The organism is Nocardia sp. NPDC057440, assembly GCF_042802915.1.
Lineage (GTDB): Bacteria > Actinomycetota > Actinomycetes > Mycobacteriales > Mycobacteriaceae > Nocardia.
This window is the reverse complement of record NZ_JBHVDF010000007.1, coordinates 148,617-167,260: the sequence shown is the minus strand read 5'-3', so window position 1 is coordinate 167,260 and position 18,644 is coordinate 148,617. Positions and strand designations below refer to the sequence as shown.

The window sequence follows — 18,644 nt, the reverse complement described above, 5'->3', positions numbered from 1 at the left end:
CGGGATGGAGGACAGCAATGATGTCAGCGCGGACCCGGAGGTGCGGATGAGCGATCCCGGCAAGGCCCCGCTCATCGGAGCCGACCGGATGCGGGTGCCCCGCGCAGTGCCGGTGTTCGACGATTTGCACCGCAAGGTCGCGTCGATGATCGACGGGTTCTACACGGTGCTCCCGCCTTATCAGCGACTACCGCAATCCCTGGTCGAGACCGACTTCGCCCGTGGGACGAAGCTGAATGTCGACCTGTTCTTCGAGTATCTGCGCGGTGGCGCGGAGCCGTCCGAGGAGGACACCAGAGAGCTCGTGGAGCTCGCGATGGAGCGGATGCGCGACGGCACGCCGCTGCCGGAGGTGCTCGACCGTTACCGGCTCGGCGCGTCCTTTCTCTGGGAGCGGCTGCGCGAATCGGCCTCGCCTGCCGAGCGCGAGCTGCTGCTCGACGCGTCGCTGGTGTTGTTGAAGTACATCACCCTGGTGACGGGGCGCATTGCCGGCGCCGCTACCCAGCGTTCGCACGATCCGCGCTGGGAACTGCTCGAGCGCCGACGCGGCATCGCCGATGCCCTGCTCACCGGGCGCGACCCGATCGAATGGGCCAATGACCCGGTGATCCCGGTGGCCGATGCGTTCCTCGTCGCGGTGTTCCGCCTGTGCGGCACCCGCGGTGGGCCCGCGGCCGCACTGCGGCACCGGGTCGAGGCCATCCCCGGGGTATTCCTGCGCCTGGACGCGGGCGGCTGGACCGCGCTCATTCCGCTGCCACCGGGCGATGACGGCACGGCGACGCTGACCGCCCTCACCGCGCGCATGCCCGCCCAGCTACCCGGACAACCGCCGCCGTATTGGGTGGGTGTCTGCGCTGCCCGGTCGCGTGTCGAGATTCCCGCGATGTTCGCCGAGTCGCGGGTGCTCGCGGAACTCGGACGTTGCCTGGCGCGCCGTGAAATCCTGTGCCGCAGAACACATTTGCAATTCGAGTACACCGTCGCGGTCAGTGACGCGGCCCGACCGGGACTCGCCTCGGTGCTCGCGCCGCTGGATGCGCAACCGATACTGGCCGAAACCCTCGCAGTGTTCGTCGACAGCGGTTTCAATCAGCTGGCCACCGCACGTCAGCTCAGCGTGCACCGCAACACGGTCACCTACCGCCTCGCGCGCGTTCATGAACTCACGGGCCTTGACCCGCATCGGCCCGCGGACGCCATGACCCTGTCGGCGGCCCGCCTGGCTCGCCGCTTGGAGGCCGCCGACTTCGCCCCCTGACCATTCGTTGGGGGTCCTTTCCACGCAACGCGGCGCAATTCAGCCGCAGCGCACCGCTGGACGATGTGCAGTTGTGTTCACCCGCAGCGACAACGGCCTCGCGTTGCGCACCCGGTCCGCGGACACTCCGCCGCCCGGCCTCTGGTCACCGACTTCCTCGATCGGGTCGCCGATACCCTGACAATCGCCGTGCGCCCGGGATAGTCTCGGCGGGGGGATCCGAACCGGGATTCGCAGTCTGCCGGGAGCATCCGATGATGAAGGCTCTGGTTACCTCGACCTCACCTCGATCCGCGAGCGCTGCCGTCGGCCCGCCCGGCGACGCTCGCAGCGAAGGCACCGCATTGCTGCGAGCCGGCGTGCTCGCCTTCGGCGGTTCGATCGGCCCGACCACACTGCATGCCCATCATGCTGTGCAGATCGTCGTAGCCTGTACCCCGGTAATCGTGGTGGACGCCAGCGGCATTCGCCATCAGGGCACCCACGTGATCGTCCCCGCCGACGCACCCCACCGGATCGCCGCGGGCGCCGACCGCGGCACGGCGATCTACCTCGACCCCGAGACCGCCGCGGGCGCGGCCGCCGACCGTAGGGCGCACACCTACGGTTGGGCGGACAGCGCCCACTCGCTGCCGGTCGATCCGACGGGAGCGGCACTCGCCGACCTGGTGGCCGATGTCGTCCGCGATCTCCAGCACGACCAGCGCCACACCGGCGAGCCCGCACGGCATGCCGCGGTGACCGAAGCGCTCGGGTTGCTTCCCACCTTGATTCGCAGCGGTCCGGTCCGCGGCGCCGACGTCGCCCGCAAGCTCGGCATTTCGGCGACCCGGCTGACCCAACTGTTCACCGAACAAATGGGAATCCCGATGCGTCCCTACATCCTCTGGCTGCGCCTGCACGTCGCCGTGACCCGGGTCCGATCCGGCGACGACCTGACCGTTGCCGCCCACGCCGCGGGCTTCGCCGACAGCGCCCAGCTCACCCGTACCTGCCGCCGCACCTTCGGTCTGCCCCCTTCGGCGCTGGGCGACCACACCGACTGGGATCTCGGCGACGAGCCGTAGCCGCGGGGATCAACGGTCCCGGGTGAACCAGGCCGTGGATTCGCTCTTGCACAGCAGCGCGAGGACCGCGAGCGACAGGCCGAGACCGAGAAATCCCGTCAGCGGGCCGATCGCCACCAGCCCGAGGCACGCGAAGGCTTCGACCGCTGCGAGAACGACACCGATCACCTGAACCGGTCGACCGAAGATGCCGAATACGAACGCAACAACGGCAAGCGACCAGGCGAAGAAATATCCGAATGCCATGGCGCCCGCCAATTCGACGTTCTCGGCTCGCCAAGCAATGGTCGTGAGTGCGCCACCGAATGCGCCGAGAGACCACGCGGCCACCTGGGCCGAACGGACGGTTTCCGGCATCCCCTGTCGGCTATCGGGTTGCGAGATTCCCGCGCGTGTAAGAGGCACCGCATATTCGGTACCGCCACCGCGAGTCGATTCGTCGGGGACAGATTCGTCACTCAATGCGCGCGCCTCCATTCACCGGTCAAACCTTCGACACCTGTGTGGAGCTCCCGCGAACCATAACTTCGCCGCATAGGGTCGCCGACACGACGCGCTCGAAGATTCGGCACGCGGCGCGATGTCGCGACATCGACCGGGTACGCTCGGAGAATGTTCGCGCGGGTTCAGCTCTCGACGTTTGCGGTTTTCGCAGTCGTCCTGCCCGCGCTCGCGCTGATCGTGGCACCCACCAACGAGCCCGGCTCCTTGGCCTTGCTCGGCGTGATCGCGGCATCGGCGGTCTTCGCGCTCATCGCGCTGCAGACCACCCGCAGGCTGCCGCTACTGGCTGCCCGATCCGGCCCGCCGCCCTCCGCGCAACGCAGGCGACGGGGTTCCTTTCTGCGCCAGAGCAATCCTGACACCGCGGGTCGGCCGCGCCCTCGAGCGCCCGGTCTCGCCGACGCCTGACGTCCACCTCGCACCTGGTGTGTGGTGTCGTCGGCGTTCCGGCTGGCCATTCCCATTTCCGTGCGCGCTCGCACGTTTCGCAGTCAGGTATTCCCTCATGCTCGACTTCATCTATTACCCCGTGTCCGCCATTCTCTGGATATGGCACACCGCATTCGGCGCGATCCTCGGCCCGGACAGCGGGCTCTCCTGGGTCCTTGCCGTGGTATTCCTCGTCGTCACCCTGCGCGCGGCGCTATTTCTGCCGTTCCTGAAACAAGCGCGCACCCAAGCCGCCGTCAAGCGCCTGCAACCGCAGATCACCGCGCTGAAGAAGAAATATGCCGACGACCGGCAGCGGCAGACGACCGAGATCCAGAAGCTGCACAAGGAGCACGGTGTCAGCCTGCTCGCAGGCTGCCTGCCGATACTCGGACAGGGTCTGGTGTTCCTCGGCCTTTTCCACGTGTTGCGGTCCTTCGACCGCACCGGCACAGCCGGGCACCTGCCCTTCCTCACGCCTACCGCCCCGATGACCGCCGCTCAGAATGCCGTCACACCCAACTACGTGTTCAGCGCCGCCGACGTGCAATCCTTCATGCAGGCCAAGCTGTTCGGCGCACCGCTGTCGGCAACGCTGGCCACTGCGGGCGACCTCGTCTCAACAGTCACTCTGGTCGCGATTCCCTTGATGCTGATCGCCTCTGTCGCAACACATTTCACCGCCAGAGCTGCCATCACACGGCAGGACCCCACCGCGAACCAGCTGCCACTGATGAATACGTTGTCGCTGTGGGTGTTTCCCGCGGGCGCGATCGTCGGCGGCGCACTGCTGCCGGTGGCGATCCTGTTGTACTGGGTGTCGAACAATGCGTGGACTCTCGCTCAGCAACACCTCGTCTACCGGCGGCTAGACGCCGAATCCGCCGCCGAGGCACGACGAGTCGCAGTGGTGCGGGCGAACACCGCCCCGAAACCAGGCGTGAAGCCGAACCGACGCCGACGGTAAGCTCCCATACCGCCCCACTTCCCAGTGGGGCGGTATGGGCGTGGCACACCGAGTACACCGCGCGTCCACTACGAATCCGCCTGGCTCGATGTTCCCGGGTGATGTCGTCGACCACGAACTGATACGTTGCCCGGTTGCTCGAGTCCGGTCGGACCTTTCTCGTACAGAGCCGGGACTGCTCTCGGCCTCGCTGCGGTGGAGTGGGAAGATTGAGCGGTCAACCATGCCGTGACCTACAACCTCCGGAGGATGAACGTGCCGCGGAACCGCGAAACACAGACACATCGAGACGGTGACGCGCTGACCGCATCCGGGTACAGGACGTTGGAGTCGCTGAATGCTCCGCCGCCGCGCGGGGTTCAAGCGATTCAGGCCCAGCAGGCTCAGGCGGGTCCCAGTGCCCAGACACAGGGGCAGTCCGTCGGCGCAGCCGCATGTGACATCAAGGATTAGGCGTCGACGGCTATGACGCCGAACAACTGGTTGGGCATCATCGCGTTCTTCTTCTTCATCGCTCCTGGGCTTCACTACGACAGCAAGGTAGTGCGGAAGAAGGTCAAACCTCGCGAGACGGTCTTCGCGGAGATCAGCCGTGTCGCTCTGGTGTCGACCTTGTGCAGTGTCCCCGCGTTCCTGTTCCTCGGCGGGTTCGCCGCGATATGCGCCTGGCAGGACTGGAAGCTGTTGCCGGATCCAACAGCGTGGATCAAGCAGGGAACCGGCTACCTCGCCGACAACATCTTGAAGGTGTCGATCACCTTCCTCGCCGTCGCTGCGGTCGCACTCGTCATCGCCGATCTGGCCTTCTGGTGGAACCACCGGAAGGATCCAGGGAACATCACCTTCGAGTCGACCTGGCGAGAAGTCCTGAGATGGCGAGCCCCTGAGGGAACCGTCCCCCATGCCCGAGTCAGCATGAAAGACGGCGCGGCCTGGACCGGCAGAGTGGCCTACTACTCCCCGGATATGGAATTGGCCGACCGAGAGATCGTCCTCTCGCCGCCCATCTACCGCACGCCGAAGCCTGATTCGAATGGAAACCGGCAGGAGACCGTCGACTACCCCGAAGTGTTCGAGCACGTGGTCCTCAAAGACTCGGAGATCGCTTACCTCGCAGTGAAGTACGAGCCCGACACGGACCCCCCGGAGGCGCCGCCCTCACGCTGGTGGCAGCGTCTCTGGTCGCGTACGAGAAGGGTATTCAACCGCACTCCGTCACCTGCACCGCCCAGTCCGGCCCCTGCGGGTACTGGTCCCGCAAGCAGTTGACCTGCTTCATCCAGCAAATCCGTCAGTGCCCGCTCGCACAGTTCGCACTGTGTCCGAGTCCTGTGCTCTCGCGGTTTCTGGTCCTCTCCGGTAATAACGACGCAAAGGCATTTATCGAGCACGCGCTTTCGAGGAGACGTCGATGACCACGGGGTACGCCACGGCGGTCTGGTTCGGTCGCCGGTCGCGGTCGAACGCTGAGACCACCTGAGCCACCAACGCCACCTGAGCGTTGCGACCATCGAGGGTCCACGGGATCGGCAGCCGCCGCCCACGAGCCAGCTTGCGGTCCTACGCGATATCCAGCCGCATGGCTACCGCATCGATACCGGGGGCGAAACCATCACGCTCGGTCCGGGTCGTCACGAAGCCCAGACGTTCGAAAAACGGGCTGGAACGTTGGCTGGTCTCTAGGAGGACACACGATGCCGAGCCCCCTGCAGCAATCAGGTGAAGGCGCTCGCGGAGCAAATAGGCCCCGATACCTCGGCGGTGTTCGGTCCTGCTCACCATCCCCCAGCACAGTGATGACGAACGGTCGGGACGGAGCACCCATCCGCCGCATGCCACGATGACACCGTTCTCCTCGATGACATGGTAGGAACAGCGCGGGTTATCGAGGAAAGCGTCGAACTCCGAAACCTCGTGGGGTGCGAAGAACTCAGGCGTGTTGCTGACAAAGATGCCCAGGCACTCGTCCTTGTCTCGTTCGTGGTATTCCCTGATGTTCACTCAGTGCATTCCGATCGATTGGTATGTGTGTTGGGTTTGTCTCAAACCTTTCGCCATGAAGTCCTTGGCGTGCCCGTGAGTATGGAGACGGCTTTCGTGCTGTCCACCCTGTCGGCGGCACTTCTCTTCGATCATCCCGGGGCAGCGGTGCGGGCTAGGGCGTGGAATGATCCGCGTAGCAGGTGATGTCGGTATCCGGCATGGTTCCCACGCTGAAGTATGTGTTGATCGCATGGTTCACGCAGCCGCTGAGTTCGGGCCGGAATGTCATGTGAATACGGACATCCTGCAACGTCACCATCCGCGACTCGGACATGTCCTGATGCAATCGCGCGCCGTGGGCATAAGGCGTTCGTGGATCTCCCGTCGCCTGCAGGATGAGCGCGGGCACCGAATTCCGGACGACAGTCGGAGGCTCGACCGGGCGAGGCCAGAAGGCGCACGGCTGGATGTTGTTCGCCAGCGCGCCGAAAACCGGCTGCGTGGCACGGGTCTCTTCGATGTTGCGCCAGTACCAGGTCGGATCAATCGGTGCCCCGACATCGCCGCAGGCGATCTGCGCAAGCACCGAATTCTCATTGTCGCGCAGCGCCTCCACGATGGCACGAAGCCGGGGTGTTCGCGATGTAGTGGGCGGACCACCCGCGGCATCGGCGATCTCCCGCACAGTGGCGGCCATCGCTTCGTTCAGCCGGAAGTTCATCAGCAATCCGTGCATGATGAACGGAAGCCAGTGATCGTCAATGGCAAACCCATCGATGACAATCGGTTGGCGTGCGGCGACACGAACGAGCTCCTCGATCTTCGCTCGCACCTGCTGCGGCGTCGTACCGAGCCGGAACTCGTCATCCCGACCGGAAACCCATCCGGCCCAGTCGTCCAACGCGATCTCATCTGCCGGACCCCAATCCTGAACCAAGCCCTCCCAGTACCGGTCTGGGTCGATCGCGCTATCGAGCACGACGCGGTCACTCCTCTCGGGGAACATCTGCGTGAACACGGCACCGAGGTAGGTGCCATAGGACACGCCGTAGAAGTTGGCCTTCTCCTCACCCAGGGCGGCACGGACAATGTCCATGTCACGCGCGGTGTTGCGAGTGGTGAACTGCCTCAGCTTGTTCGGATCACGAATCAGGCAGGTCGCGGCCATCCCCACCGACTGAACGGTGTCGTGCACGAATCCCAGCGGATCCAGACCTGCCGACCGAATCATCTCGCCTACCGGCCACCCGCACCGCGGACTCCGACCGGATTCGCCGACCCCGCGCGGATCCATGCCGATCAGGTCGTAACTCGCCAAGACCTCCGGCGAGAGCACATCACCGAGCAGATCCAGACTGTCCAGACCCTCCCCACCGGGACCGCCCGGATTGGACAGCAGAATTCCCCGCCGCTGCACCGGATCGCCGGCCTTCACCCGCGAAATCGCCACGGTCATCGTGCGATCGTCGGGATTCCCGTAGTCGAGCGGCACCAGCACATCCGCGCACTCGCCACCGGCCTTGTCGACATTCTCGATGCCGCAAGGCTTCCACTCGAGCCGCTGGTGATAGAACCGGCCCAACCCGATCGGGCGCGCGTCGTCCTCCGGGTCCGCCTGGCTGTTCGCAGGCACAGCCACCAGCAGGGACACCGCCACTACAGACATCGAACGCCAGAACAAGTTCACCGACAACAGACATCGCCTCTCGACCCGAGGGATCACGCAGGTTGGTGCGACGTGAACCGTAGCCGATACGGGGTTCGGTTGTGGTAACCCACACCCACTCAGGGTGAGTCAAGCATTCCGGCGCGCATCGAGTCCATCCAGCACGCGGCCCGTAGTAAAACTTCCGCGCGCATCTCCGCCGGGTCCCTGTCCCGATCGGCCTGCCGAACTCGCGGGGATGCCAGCGCCGCTTGATCTGCGGCGGGCCGCAGATCGGCGATCAGCTCTTTCTCGGTCTGTCCGCTGCGCGTCGGCATGCTCAGCCGTGCCGCCTCGGTGATGCCCATGCCCACCACGTAGCTGCCCGCGCCGCAACGTCTCGAAGGTACTACGCTACCGGGGAGGCCGGCCGATCACCGCACGGTAAGCGCCTCCGCCGCCGCACTTCCCAGTGGGGTGGCATGGGCTAAGCCGTGCGCGCCTGCAGGTAGTACGCGGCCGAGATCGTGCTCAACACCTGCCGCACGCCGACCGGTGCCCAGGTCGCCGACGCATCGTGTTCGACGACCGGGTCGACGAGTGAGACGACCCGCCCCTTGGTCTCCAGCTCGAAAGCGCCTGCGGTGCAGATGTTCTTGACCCAATCGACATCACGGCCGTAGGTGAGCGCAATACGGCAGACGCCGTCGCTTTCGAAGACCCAGACCGGAGTTCGGTAGGCGCGACCGGATTTTCGACCCTTGTGCACGACGACGCCGAAGGGCGCAACCTTGCCTGCCAGGCGGTTCGCGACGGGATTGGTGATGTGTCGATTGAAATTCGCCAGTGCGCGCGGAAGCACCATCGGGGCGATCCTCTCTCCAGGTGGCGTGCGCCCCACACGTTACTCTCGACCCGTGGCAGCTCAACCGAACTCGGAGATGATCGCGGTCTACGACGAGGCAGGAAGCGTAGTCGGCGCGGCCGACCGCGCCACGGTCTACCGTGACGGAATCTGGCATGCCAGTGCTGGTGTGCTCGTTCGCTCGGGCGACGGCACGCGCATCTATGTGCACCGCCGCACCGACACCAAAATGGTGTTCGCCGGGCTGCACGATTGCCTGGCCGGTGGCGTCGTCGAGCCCGGCGAAACACCCGCGCAGACCGCGGTCCGCGAACTCGCCGAGGAACTGGGCATCACATTGACTGCGGGTACGACCCTGCCGCTGCTGCGCACGATTTCCTGGGACGGCGAATGGCACGGCAAGCCGATGCGCTGCCACCTGTTCGCTTATGAATTGCGCTACGACGGTCCACTGCGGCATCAGCCGGAAGAGATCGCCGACGGCTGGTGGTGGACCGACGCCGAACTCGCCGCCCACCTGGCCGACCCGACCTGGCCTTTTGTTCCTGACACCCGCATCCTCGTCGAGGGCGTGCTGGGTTGACTCCCCCGGTCGTCCCGGCGGCCGAAGGGAGCCGCATCCATGGTGGATCCCCACGGCCGCCGGGATGACCTCGGCAGCAGACGCTGCCGCGGCAGATCAGCCCGCGCTGCCGCTGCCGACCTTCAGGATGGATTCGAAGATCGCGGCCACGACTTGGAGCAATTCCATATTTCTTCCCTAGCTTCGTGCGGTGTCGAACATTGACGAAGCTGGAAGTCTCGACGATGGAGATGTCCGGCAGGTAACCCGCTCGTGAAAAGCCTGCTCAGCTCGACGAGGCGACCGATCCCGCCCATGCGGCGAACGCGCCGGGGTTGCGGGTCTGCAGCAGCACCCGGCCCGGTCCGACGAAATCGAAGACGAAGCCCTCGCCGGATTTCAACGACTGGATCGACCGCCCGGAGACCGCGCGGCGGATGGTGAAGTTCATCGCGAGGTCGTAGGCCACCACGTGTCCGGTGTCGATGGTGATCGGTTCGCCCGGCTGCAGATCAATGACGTCGATCGCGCCGAATACGCCGACCACGATCTCGCCGTCGCCGTGCGCCCGCAGCCCGAAGCCGCCCTCGCCGCCGAACAAATTCGCGAAGCCGCCCCACTTGCTTTCCACCTGCACGCCATGGGAATTCGCGATCCAGCCGCCGCGGCTGATGAAGAACGGGCGGTCCGGGGTGATCTGCAGGTTCAGCATGTCGCCGGGCAGCGCGGGCGCCACATCGACCCAACCGCCCTGCGGGGGCGCGGTGAACGTGGAGACGAAGAACGATTCACCCGCCAGCACCGAGCGCTTCAACCCGGCCAGAATCCCGCCTTCGGCCTTGGCCTGCAACGTGACTCCCGCCGAATGCGCGACCATGGCGCCGCTTTCGACCCGCATCGGCTCGCCACCCGCGAGGAAGCATCGCGCGATGGTCGACGCGGGGTTATGGCGCAGTTGTACCTTCATATTCGCCGACCCTACCGCCTCCTGACGACAGCCGAGAGGCAGCGATCGCAAGCACGTCAGGGCACCAGATCCCTCGTCACACCGTCGTCGGTGTCACTCCAGCGATCGCAGGGCGGCGTCGTCTCGCGCGACCACGCCGCCGCCGTCAGCGGTCAGCACTATCGGCCGCTGGATCAGCTGCGGGTTCGCCGCGAGCGCCGCGATCCAGCGTTCCCGGTCGGCCGCACCGCGACCCCAGCCGGACATGCCGAGGTCCTTCGCGATCTGCTCGCCGGTGCGGGTGATGTCCCACGGCTCGGCGCCGAGCCGCCGCAGCACGGTGCGCAGTTCCTCGGCCGTCGGCGGGTCGTCGAGGTAACGCCGGACTGTGTAGTCGACGCCCGCCTCATCGAGGAACGCGGTGGCATCGCGGCTCTTGGTGCACCGCGGGTTGTGCCAGATCTCGGTCTGCCCGGAAGTCATGGACGCACACTATCGCCTTCACAGATGCATCCAGAACAGATAGCGACTTCAGGAACATGAGATACCCGCATCGGGCAAGCTGCCTGCGACTCGCGTGGAATGCTTATCCGCAGGACAGTCCTCTTCCACAACCGGAAAGGAAGTTCGATGAGCGGTCTCGGTCAAGTTGTCTACGCAATAAAGAACAATGGCGTGATGCAGTGGTTCCGCCACGAGGGGACAGCGGAAGGCACAAACAATTGGGCCAATCTTGTGTTGGATATCGGATCGGGCTGGAATGTGTACAAGACCATCTTGTCCGGAAATCTGCAGGGGGCGATCTACGCGATTACCCCCGACGGCGTAATGCACTGGTACCGCCATAACGGGTGGAAGGACGGCGCGCCCGGCTGGACTGCCGGCGAAGGAGGACGGACCGTCGGTAGCGGCTGGAACGTGTACTCCCACGTAGTCCTCGGAGGCAGGCCGATGCCACCAGAGGGACCCGACGGCGTCATCATCTACGGAATCAAACCCAACGGCGACATGGATTGGTACCGCCACGACGGCTGGACCGACGGATCAGCCACCTGGACCGCGGGCAACGGCGGCCGGCACGTCGGCGGCGGATGGCAGTCCTACCCCAGGGTGTTCTCTATCGGTCGCGGCATCATCTACGGAATCACGGCAAACGGCGATGTGGATTGGTACCGCCATGACGGCTGGACCGACGGATCAGCGGCCTGGACCGCGGGCGACGGCGGCCGGCACGTCGGCAGCGGATGGCAGTTCTACACCGAGGTCTTCGGTTCATACGATGCCAACGGCCAGATCTATGGAATCACGCACGAGGGCTTCCTCGATTGGTACCGGCACGAGGGCTGGCCCGACGGATCACCCACTTGGGTCGCAGGCGACGGCGGCAGGAGAGTCGGCGTCGCCTTTGATCATTTTTCGCGGGTGGTTCTGGGGCCGGTGGTCGAGCTCGTATAACGAAATCCGCTATCCCACGAACTCATAGATGCATCCAGACCGGCCACACCTCTGACCATGGGTGGCGCAGCCCGGTGCACTTCCAGACGATGACATTCCGGGTGTTGCCTTCGTAACCGAGTCTGCTGTCGACCTTGCCGACGGGTGCTATCCGATCGAAGTTCCAGCGCAGGAAGCCTTCATTGACGCCGACCGCGAGTACCACGGTGGCCGTCTCGGGCGGTGTGCCGAAGTAGCCGTAGCCGCGGCTCGGGCTGTAGATCGGGGGCAGCCGGTCCCGGGCGAATTGGTCCAATGCACTTGCCTGCCAATAGGTATCGGTCACCACGATGGCCCCGGCCTGTTCCTCGGGTGTCAGCGAGTCGTAGGCACCGGTGACCGCGGTGGTCAGCTCCGGCCAGCCGAACTCGCCGTAGACGCTGATATTGATCGTCGCCTCGGCATCGTCGGCGGGCGGATCGACGTGCGCCGCGTCCCGCCATGGCGTCGACATCAGCACGTACGCCGTCGCCACCGCGGCGAGCGCGATGCCACCGGAAGTCAGCCAGCGGCGCGGCGCGGGACGCAGCCGCGCGGCCAGTTCGGTGAGCCCGACCGCGCCCGCCGCGAGCACTACGCCGTACATTCCGGCCACGTAGTAGATGCGGCCGCCGATCGCCAGGAAGATCGCGACCAGCAACAGCAGGCTCACCCCGAGGAACCGGTAGGGACGCAGCGAGACGCGCCACAGCAGCGCCCACACGCCGAACACCAGCAGGACCGCGCCCAGGTATCCCGCCGTGAGCAGGGCGAGCGGCACGAACATCACTCGGCCACCGAGAATCCCCTGTTCACCACTGATCACCGTGCCCATTTCCAGTTGCGGCCAATCGTGCCGCGCCTGCCAGATCAGCGTCGGCACCGTCGCGACGACCACGATCAACCCGCCGAGCCACAGCAGCGGTCGCCGCACCAGCTCGCGCGGACCGAACGCCAGCGCGCTGACCGCGACAGTGATCCAGAAGAACGGGATCAACCACTTGACCTGCATATCGACCGCGGTCACCAGCGCGGCGCACAACAGCAGGCGGTCACGCCGCGTGCGCACCCATCGCACCACCAGCCAGGTGATGATCACCCACAGCACGGTGTCGACGGCATTGGTGGTGAGAATCTTGCCCTGCAGCAGCAGGAACGGCGAGGTGGCGTAGGCGACGGCGGCGAACAGTTGCGCGCCGCGACCGCCGCCGAGCTCGCGGGCGATCATCGCGCACAGCACGATCGCCAGCACGGTCAGCGCGACCACCGGCAGCCGCAACACGAAATAGGACCCGGGCGCGATGGTGTCCATCAGGCGGGCCAGCATCGGCAGCACCGGGCCTTGATCGGCATAGCCGAAAGACGGCCGCCGTCCCGCGGCGAGGAAGTAGAGCTCGTCACCGAAGTAGTCGTAGCGGCTGATGGAGAACAGCAGCACACCCGCAGAAACCGCGGCGACAACGGCGATGCCAGTGGTTGCCAGCGGCGGGCGCGCATCGGGCGCGGCGTCGAGCTCGTGACGATCTTCGGTGTCGGTCACGCCAGCTCCTGAAGGAGTTCCGAGTCGGACGCGATCGAATGTAGCGGGAAACGGCCGTCGGCGTGTTCACCTGACGGGCGAGTCCGCTGCGCGGCGGCCGAGCGGGGTCGTGGTGGCCTCGACCCCGCGCCGGCAGCCGTCAGGATGCGCCGACGTATTCGTCGGCCACCCTCAGCACCTCGTCCACGATCTCCAGGCCGGTGCGGATTTCGTCCGCCGAGGTGGTGAGCGGCGGCGCGATCTGGAAACGATTGCCCGCATTGAACGGCCACAGCCCGCGCGCCTTCGCGGCGGCGGTCACTCGAGCCATCGGCTCGGCGGCATCGCCCGCGGCCGCGAACGGGATCAGCGGCTGCCGGGTATGCGGGTCGCGCACCAATTCCAGCGCCCAGAAGAAGCCGAGGCCACGCACCTCACCGACGCTCGGGTGACGAGCGGCCAACTCCGCCAGGCCTTTTCCGAGGACGTCGGCTCCCACCGACCGCACGTGGCCGAGAATGCCGTCGCGCTCGAATACCTCGATCGAGGCGATCCCGGCCGCGCAGGCCAGCGGATGACCCGCATAGGTGAGCCCGCCGGGGTACACCTCGTCGTCATAGCGCTGCGCGATCCGCTCGGCGATCAGCACACCACCGAGCGGGACATAGCCGGAGTTCACGCCCTTGGCGAAGGTGATGATGTCGGGCTCGACCCCGAACGCCTGTACCGCGAACCACTCCCCGACCCGGCCGAAGCCGACCATCACCTCGTCGGCGATGTAGACGATGCCGAATTCGTCGCACAGCGCGCGCACCCCGGCCAGATAGCCGGGCGGCGGGACGAGCACACCGTTGGTGCCGACGACCGTCTCCAAGATCAGGCCCGCGATGTGCTGCGGACCCTCCAGCTCGATCACCTGGCGCAGATGCTTCAGCGCCGCGGCGGTCTCCGCTTCGGGAGTAGCTGTGTCCCACGGTGATCGGTAGGGGTAAGGCCCGAAGAATCGCACCACGTCGACATTGGTCGGCTCCGCGCCCCAGCGCCGCGGCTCACCGGTCAGGCCGATGGCGACACCGGTGCCGCCGTGATAGGAGCGGTAGGCGGCGAGCATCTTGGTGCGGCCGGTGAAGCTGCGCGCCAACCGCACCGCGTGCTCGACGGCCTCCGCACCGCCGGTGGTGAACAGCACGCGGTTCAGGTCGCCGGGTGCGCGTTCGACGATCAGTCCGGCCAATTCGCTGCGCGCCTGGTTGCCGACCGTCGGAGAGATGGTGGCCAGTTTCTGGGCCTGCGCAACGATCGCGGCGATCATATCCGGATGCTGGTGGCCGATATTCACATTCACCAGTTGGGAGGAGAAGTCCAGATATCGCTTGCCGGAGTCGTCCCAGAACCACGAGCCCGACGCACCGGTGATCGGCGTCGGATTCGCGCCACCCTGCGCCATCCACGGATAGAAGACGTGATCGGTAGTCATCTCCGGTCGCTCCGCTCTTGCCCTTCGGCATCCATCGTTCGATCGTCGGCGCTCGGCTCCGGCCGACGCGCCACCTATTTACCACCCTCGGTCAACGTCACCTGGCTCGGCGCGAAACTCGTTCCGGTGACGTCGATCCCACCGGACTTCAGCAAGTCCAGCGCTTTCGTAACGTACTCGTTGGTGAAAGCACCGGCGTCGGGATCCTTCTTCAGGACCGTGGCACCCTCTTGGTTGCGGGTTTCCTTGGCGATCTTCACGGTGCGATCCCAGGCGGCCTGATCGATGAGCCCGACTCCGGCGGGCGAGGGCCAGATCAATTTGTTCACCTCGTTGATCTGCCACTGCTGATGCGTCGCACCCAGCGTGCTGCCCGCGGCGACGGTGATGTCACGGCACTTGTCGACATTGTCACGGCAGAAGGCCCAGCCCTTCAGCGAGGCCGCGATGAACTTCACCGTCTGGTCCTGGTACTTCACATCCTTCAGCTTTTCGCTGTTCGCCCAGATCGCGTCCTGGAGCATGGCGACGCCCTCGTCGTTCCAGTCGATCGTGGCGAAATCGTCTGCGGTGTAGAGCTTTCCGGTTGCCGGGTTCTTGGTCTCCAGCAGCTGCGCGTATTCGTTGTAGGACATGGCCTGTGCGGCATTGATGTCCTTGGCGAGGAAGGCATTCATGTCGAATTGCTGTTGGACCAGCTTGACGTCCTTGGACGGGTCGATGCCCGCCTTGGTCATGCCGGCGAAAAGCTCGAACTCATTGCCGTAGCCCCAGTTTCCGACGGTCTTGCCGCGCAACGCTGCCGGTCCGGAGATATTGTCGGACGTGAAGGAGACCTGTTTGGTGCCCGAACGCTGGAAGATCTGTGCGACATCGGTGATGCCCGCACCGGCCTCGCGCGATGCCAGCGCCTTCGGCACCCAGGCGACGGCGTAATCAGCCTGACCCTGAGCGAGTACGGTCTGCGGCACGATGTCGGTGCCGCCGTCGAGGATCTCGACCGACAGGCCCTGCTCCTTGTAGAAGCCCTGATCGACCGCCGCCAGATAGCCTGCGAACTGCCCCTGCTTGAACCACTGCAGTTGCAAGCGGACCTTCGTCAGTCCATCGGAGGTCGTCGTCGAGCCGTTCTCAGTGGTGCTGCAGCCGGTCAGCGCCGCGGCGGCCAGTGCTGCCAGCGCCAGACAGGCGCGCAATCGCTTGGGGGTGGGTGTCATGTCGTTCTCCAAAAGGTGTTGCGGGGTCGTCGGGTGAGTTGTTCGAGCAGCAGGACAGCGGCCAGAAAGAGCAGGCCGACGAGCATGGCGCCCGCCACATAAGCCCAGGCCCTCGGATATGCGGTATTGGCCGCGGCAGAGGTGATCCTGCTGCCGAGGCCGTTCTGCAGACCGCCGAAGTATTCGGCGATGATCGCGGCTATCACCGCGCCGGGTGCGGCGATGCGCAGACCCGTGAACAGGTACGGCATGGCCGCGGGCAGCCGGACGGTCCGGGTGATCTGCCAGCCGCCCGCCGCGTAGCAGGTCATCAGATCCGACTGGACCTGCGGGACCTGGCGCAGTCCGCGCGCGGTGCTGACGAACATCGGAAAGAAGACCACGATGGTGACGACGATGCGGCGCGGCGTGTCGGTGGTGGTGGAGTACATCGAATTGAGCAACGGCGCGAGCGCGACGATCGGCACCGCCGCGGCGGCGCCGGCCAGGGGCGTGAGCAGACCATTGACCAGGCGGAAGCGCACGGCCAGCATCGCGGCGGCGATACCGAGCACCGCACCGAGCAGCAATCCGATGAGCGCGTTCTTCCCGGTCGCGCTCGCGGCGTCGACGATGCGGGCAAAGTTGTCGGTGAACTCGCGCGCGATGGCCGTCGGTGCGGGAAGAAGGAACGAGGGCACGCCCGCGGCGACGGTCAGCAGTTGCCACAGCGCGAGACCACCGACGCCGAATACCAACGGCGGCAGCACCGTCCGCAGCGGCAGCGCACCGGCCGCCGAAAGCGCCGCTTTCATCGCAGATCCCGTCCGGCTGCCGCAGCGTCTGCGCCGTGGCCGTCGCGCAGGGCCGCGCGAACCTCCGCTACCGCATCGAAAAACGCGGTGCTGGCTCGCACATCGTCCCCAGCGGCGGCGCGGTCGCGGCCCCAGCCATCGGTCGCGACGACGTCGGTGATGCGGCCGGGGCGCGGCGACATCACCACCACCCGATCGGAGAGGAATACGGCCTCGGGGATCGAGTGCGTCACGAAAACCACGGCCGCACCGGTCTCACCGGCAATCCGCAACAGCTCGCCCTGCATTCGTTCGCGCGTCATCTCGTCGAGCGCACCGAACGGTTCGTCCATCAGCAGCAGCGACGGCTTACGGGCCAGCGCCCGCGCGATCGCGACGCGTTGCTGCATACCACCCGACAGCTCCGCGGGATAGCGGCGCGCGAAATCGGTCAGCCCGGCCATCTCGAGCAGTTCCGCACTGCGGGTCCGGCGCTCGGCCTTGGGCACCTTGTGCAACTCCATCGGCAATTCGACATTGGCCTGCACTGTGCGCCAGTCCAGCAGCCCCGCCTGCTGGAAGGCGATGCCGTAGTCCTGGTCGATTCTGGCTTGCCGTGCGGTCTTGCCGTGCACCGCGACGGTGCCGCTGCTGGGTTGCTCGAGATCCGCGATGATCCGAAGCAGCGTCGACTTGCCGCAGCCGGAAGGGCCTATCAGCGAGACGAATTCGCCCGCGGCCACGGTGAGCGACACATTCGACAGCGCGGTGACGGCACCGGCCGCGAAGATCTTGCCGACATGTGCAAGCGCGACGGCGGCCACCGACTCGACAGCGCCCGCCGCACCGGCCGAGTGATCAGCCGTCGTGCTCGGGTCCCCGGTCTCGGCCGCTCCGCTCTCCGGTAGTGCATCGTCCGACACCGCCGCCGACGAGGTGGCACCGTCGGTTGCTTCCCGGTCTGCCTTGGCGATCAACGGATACCTCCTGAAGAGCTGCGCGCCCCGATCGGGCGGCTGTAGCGACGCAATACGAACTCGGCGAGGCCGACCACGGCGGTGACCGCGACGCCGAGCAGGGCGGCGGCGAACACCGCCGCGTACAGGCGCGAGGCGTCACCGGTGGCCTGCTGGGCGAAGACGATGATCTGGCGGCCGATGCCGCCCGCGGTCCCCGTCGAGATCTCCGCGACCACCGCGCCGATCACCGAGGCCGCCGCGGCCAACCGCAGCGCGGGAAGGAAATGCGGCACCGCAGCGGGAAACCGCAAGTGCACCAAGGTCTTCCACCAACTCGCCGAGTAGCTGTGCAGTAATTCCACCGAGGCCTTCGACGGGGCTTGCAAACCGCGCAGCATGCCGACCGCGACCGGGAAGAAGGCGAGATACGCGGCGATCACCGCGATGCTCATCCACGGCCGCCACGGCTGGCCCGCGATGACGATCTTGCCGCCCCACCCCGCCACGAGCGGAGCCAAGGCAATCAGTGGCACCGTCTGCGAGACAATGATGTACGGCAGCAGCCCGCGTTCGACAAACGCGAAACGCTGCATCACCACGGCCAGCGCCACCCCGACGACGGTGCCGAGCAACAGCGCGAGCAGTGCCAGTTCGAAGGTGAATCCCGCTGTCCGCAGCAGCGTTCCCCCCACCGTGCCGCTACCGTCCTTTTCCCCGAGCACGGTGATCACCGACCACACATGAGGCAACGCGGCATCGCTGGTGCGCGGCAATATCCGCTGATCGCCAATACTCACGCCGCCTTCGGGCACCGCGAACTTCACCAGTTCCCACAGTCCGACGACCAGCACCAGCACGCCGATCGCGTACCCGGCCCGCTGCGCCCGCCATGCCGCACTCATCGCGCACCCGCCCATACCGGCATGGGAGAGACGTCGCGCTCCGTGAGCTCACAGACCGCGTTCGGAGGCACCGGCCACTGTCGAGTCGTCAT

General features: G+C 66.1%; 20 protein-coding genes. 7 read left to right on the top strand and 13 right to left on the bottom strand.

Features of this window, described 5'->3' with window-relative positions:
* The first annotated feature begins 4 nt into the window (after window positions 1-4).
* Window positions 5-1,264 carry a PucR family transcriptional regulator gene (locus tag ACFU4Z_RS16790; RefSeq protein WP_379063774.1) on the top strand — a complete coding sequence of 420 codons (1,260 nt, stop codon included), beginning with the start codon at window positions 5-7 and terminating at the stop codon, window positions 1,262-1,264.
* A 254-nt stretch (window positions 1,265-1,518) separates the two neighbouring features.
* The gene (locus ACFU4Z_RS16785; protein ID WP_379063772.1) at window positions 1,519-2,331 is read left to right on the top strand and encodes a helix-turn-helix domain-containing protein; all 813 of its coding nucleotides are present in this window, start codon (window positions 1,519-1,521) and stop codon (window positions 2,329-2,331) included.
* Between the two features lie 9 nt (window positions 2,332-2,340).
* On the opposite strand, the gene ACFU4Z_RS16780 is transcribed toward ACFU4Z_RS16785, so the two are convergent.
* Entirely contained in the window at window positions 2,341-2,688 is a 348-nt protein-coding gene (locus ACFU4Z_RS16780) for a hypothetical protein (protein ID WP_379063770.1), read from the bottom strand.
* 255 nt (window positions 2,689-2,943) lie between these two features.
* Here ACFU4Z_RS16780 and ACFU4Z_RS16775 point away from each other — a divergent pair, with 255 nt between their 5' ends.
* The 3 genes from ACFU4Z_RS16775 (at window position 2,944) to ACFU4Z_RS16765 (ending at window position 5,500) form a co-directional block, all read left to right on the top strand.
* Complete coding sequence (locus ACFU4Z_RS16775) at window positions 2,944-3,243, top strand: DUF6412 domain-containing protein (RefSeq protein ID WP_379063768.1); 300 nt, start codon at window positions 2,944-2,946, stop codon at window positions 3,241-3,243.
* A gap of 97 nt (window positions 3,244-3,340) precedes the next feature.
* Entirely contained in the window at window positions 3,341-4,231 is an 891-nt protein-coding gene (gene yidC, locus ACFU4Z_RS16770) for a membrane protein insertase YidC (RefSeq protein ID WP_379063763.1), read from the top strand.
* A 465-nt stretch (window positions 4,232-4,696) separates the two neighbouring features.
* A complete protein-coding gene (locus tag ACFU4Z_RS16765; RefSeq protein ID WP_379063761.1) occupies window positions 4,697-5,500 on the top strand; it encodes a DUF6338 family protein in 804 nt (267 codons plus the stop codon).
* Between the two features lie 291 nt (window positions 5,501-5,791).
* On the opposite strand, the gene ACFU4Z_RS16760 is transcribed toward ACFU4Z_RS16765, so the two are convergent.
* The 4 genes from ACFU4Z_RS16760 to ACFU4Z_RS16745 form a co-directional block, all read right to left on the bottom strand.
* Window positions 5,792-6,232, bottom strand: a complete 441-nt coding sequence (locus tag ACFU4Z_RS16760) for a GNAT family N-acetyltransferase (RefSeq protein ID WP_379063759.1) — start codon at window positions 6,230-6,232, stop codon at window positions 5,792-5,794.
* A 154-nt stretch (window positions 6,233-6,386) separates the two neighbouring features.
* Window positions 6,387-7,880 (bottom strand): alpha/beta fold hydrolase, encoded by a 1,494-nt coding sequence (locus tag ACFU4Z_RS16755; RefSeq protein WP_379063757.1) that lies wholly within the window; start codon window positions 7,878-7,880, stop codon window positions 6,387-6,389.
* A gap of 119 nt (window positions 7,881-7,999) precedes the next feature.
* A complete protein-coding gene (locus tag ACFU4Z_RS16750) occupies window positions 8,000-8,227 on the bottom strand; it encodes a hypothetical protein (protein ID WP_379063755.1) in 228 nt (75 codons plus the stop codon).
* A 119-nt stretch (window positions 8,228-8,346) separates the two neighbouring features.
* Window positions 8,347-8,724 carry a nitroreductase family deazaflavin-dependent oxidoreductase gene (locus tag ACFU4Z_RS16745; protein ID WP_379063753.1) on the bottom strand — a complete coding sequence of 126 codons (378 nt, stop codon included), beginning with the start codon at window positions 8,722-8,724 and terminating at the stop codon, window positions 8,347-8,349.
* Between the two features lie 76 nt (window positions 8,725-8,800).
* On the opposite strand from ACFU4Z_RS16745, the gene ACFU4Z_RS16740 reads away from it, so the two are divergent.
* Window positions 8,801-9,307 (top strand): NUDIX domain-containing protein, encoded by a 507-nt coding sequence (locus ACFU4Z_RS16740; RefSeq protein WP_379064298.1) that lies wholly within the window; start codon window positions 8,801-8,803, stop codon window positions 9,305-9,307.
* Between the two features lie 265 nt (window positions 9,308-9,572).
* Here ACFU4Z_RS16740 and ACFU4Z_RS16735 read toward each other — a convergent pair whose 3' ends face one another.
* Together ACFU4Z_RS16735 and ACFU4Z_RS16730 are read right to left on the bottom strand one after the other, a co-directional pair.
* Entirely contained in the window at window positions 9,573-10,253 is a 681-nt protein-coding gene (locus tag ACFU4Z_RS16735) for a TIGR00266 family protein (protein WP_379063751.1), read from the bottom strand.
* Between the two features lie 93 nt (window positions 10,254-10,346).
* Entirely contained in the window at window positions 10,347-10,715 is a 369-nt protein-coding gene (locus tag ACFU4Z_RS16730) for an arsenate reductase family protein (protein WP_379063749.1), read from the bottom strand.
* 147 nt (window positions 10,716-10,862) lie between these two features.
* Here ACFU4Z_RS16730 and ACFU4Z_RS16725 point away from each other — a divergent pair, with 147 nt between their 5' ends.
* A complete protein-coding gene (locus tag ACFU4Z_RS16725; RefSeq protein WP_379063747.1) occupies window positions 10,863-11,687 on the top strand; it encodes a tachylectin-related carbohydrate-binding protein in 825 nt (274 codons plus the stop codon).
* Between the two features lie 22 nt (window positions 11,688-11,709).
* Here ACFU4Z_RS16725 and ACFU4Z_RS16720 read toward each other — a convergent pair whose 3' ends face one another.
* The 6 genes from ACFU4Z_RS16720 to ACFU4Z_RS16695 all read right to left on the bottom strand — a co-directional run bounded on the left by ACFU4Z_RS16720 (window position 11,710) and on the right by ACFU4Z_RS16695 (window position 18,552).
* Entirely contained in the window at window positions 11,710-13,245 is a 1,536-nt protein-coding gene (locus ACFU4Z_RS16720; protein WP_379063745.1) for a glycosyltransferase family 39 protein, read from the bottom strand.
* A 139-nt stretch (window positions 13,246-13,384) separates the two neighbouring features.
* Entirely contained in the window at window positions 13,385-14,779 is a 1,395-nt protein-coding gene (locus ACFU4Z_RS16715; protein WP_379064296.1) for an aminotransferase class III-fold pyridoxal phosphate-dependent enzyme, read from the bottom strand.
* Window positions 14,776-15,918 (bottom strand): ABC transporter substrate-binding protein, encoded by a 1,143-nt coding sequence (locus tag ACFU4Z_RS16710; protein WP_379063743.1) that lies wholly within the window; start codon window positions 15,916-15,918, stop codon window positions 14,776-14,778. Before ACFU4Z_RS16710 ends, ACFU4Z_RS16715 begins: the two co-directional genes overlap by 4 nt.
* Entirely contained in the window at window positions 15,915-16,712 is a 798-nt protein-coding gene (locus ACFU4Z_RS16705) for an ABC transporter permease (protein ID WP_379063741.1), read from the bottom strand. Before ACFU4Z_RS16705 ends, ACFU4Z_RS16710 begins: the two co-directional genes overlap by 4 nt.
* Window positions 16,709-17,668, bottom strand: coding sequence for an ABC transporter ATP-binding protein (locus ACFU4Z_RS16700; RefSeq protein WP_379063739.1), 960 nt, complete (start codon window positions 17,666-17,668; stop codon window positions 16,709-16,711). Before ACFU4Z_RS16700 ends, ACFU4Z_RS16705 begins: the two co-directional genes overlap by 4 nt.
* Entirely contained in the window at window positions 17,665-18,552 is an 888-nt protein-coding gene (locus ACFU4Z_RS16695; protein WP_379063737.1) for an ABC transporter permease, read from the bottom strand. Before ACFU4Z_RS16695 ends, ACFU4Z_RS16700 begins: the two co-directional genes overlap by 4 nt.
* Between the last annotated feature and the right edge of the window lie 92 nt (window positions 18,553-18,644).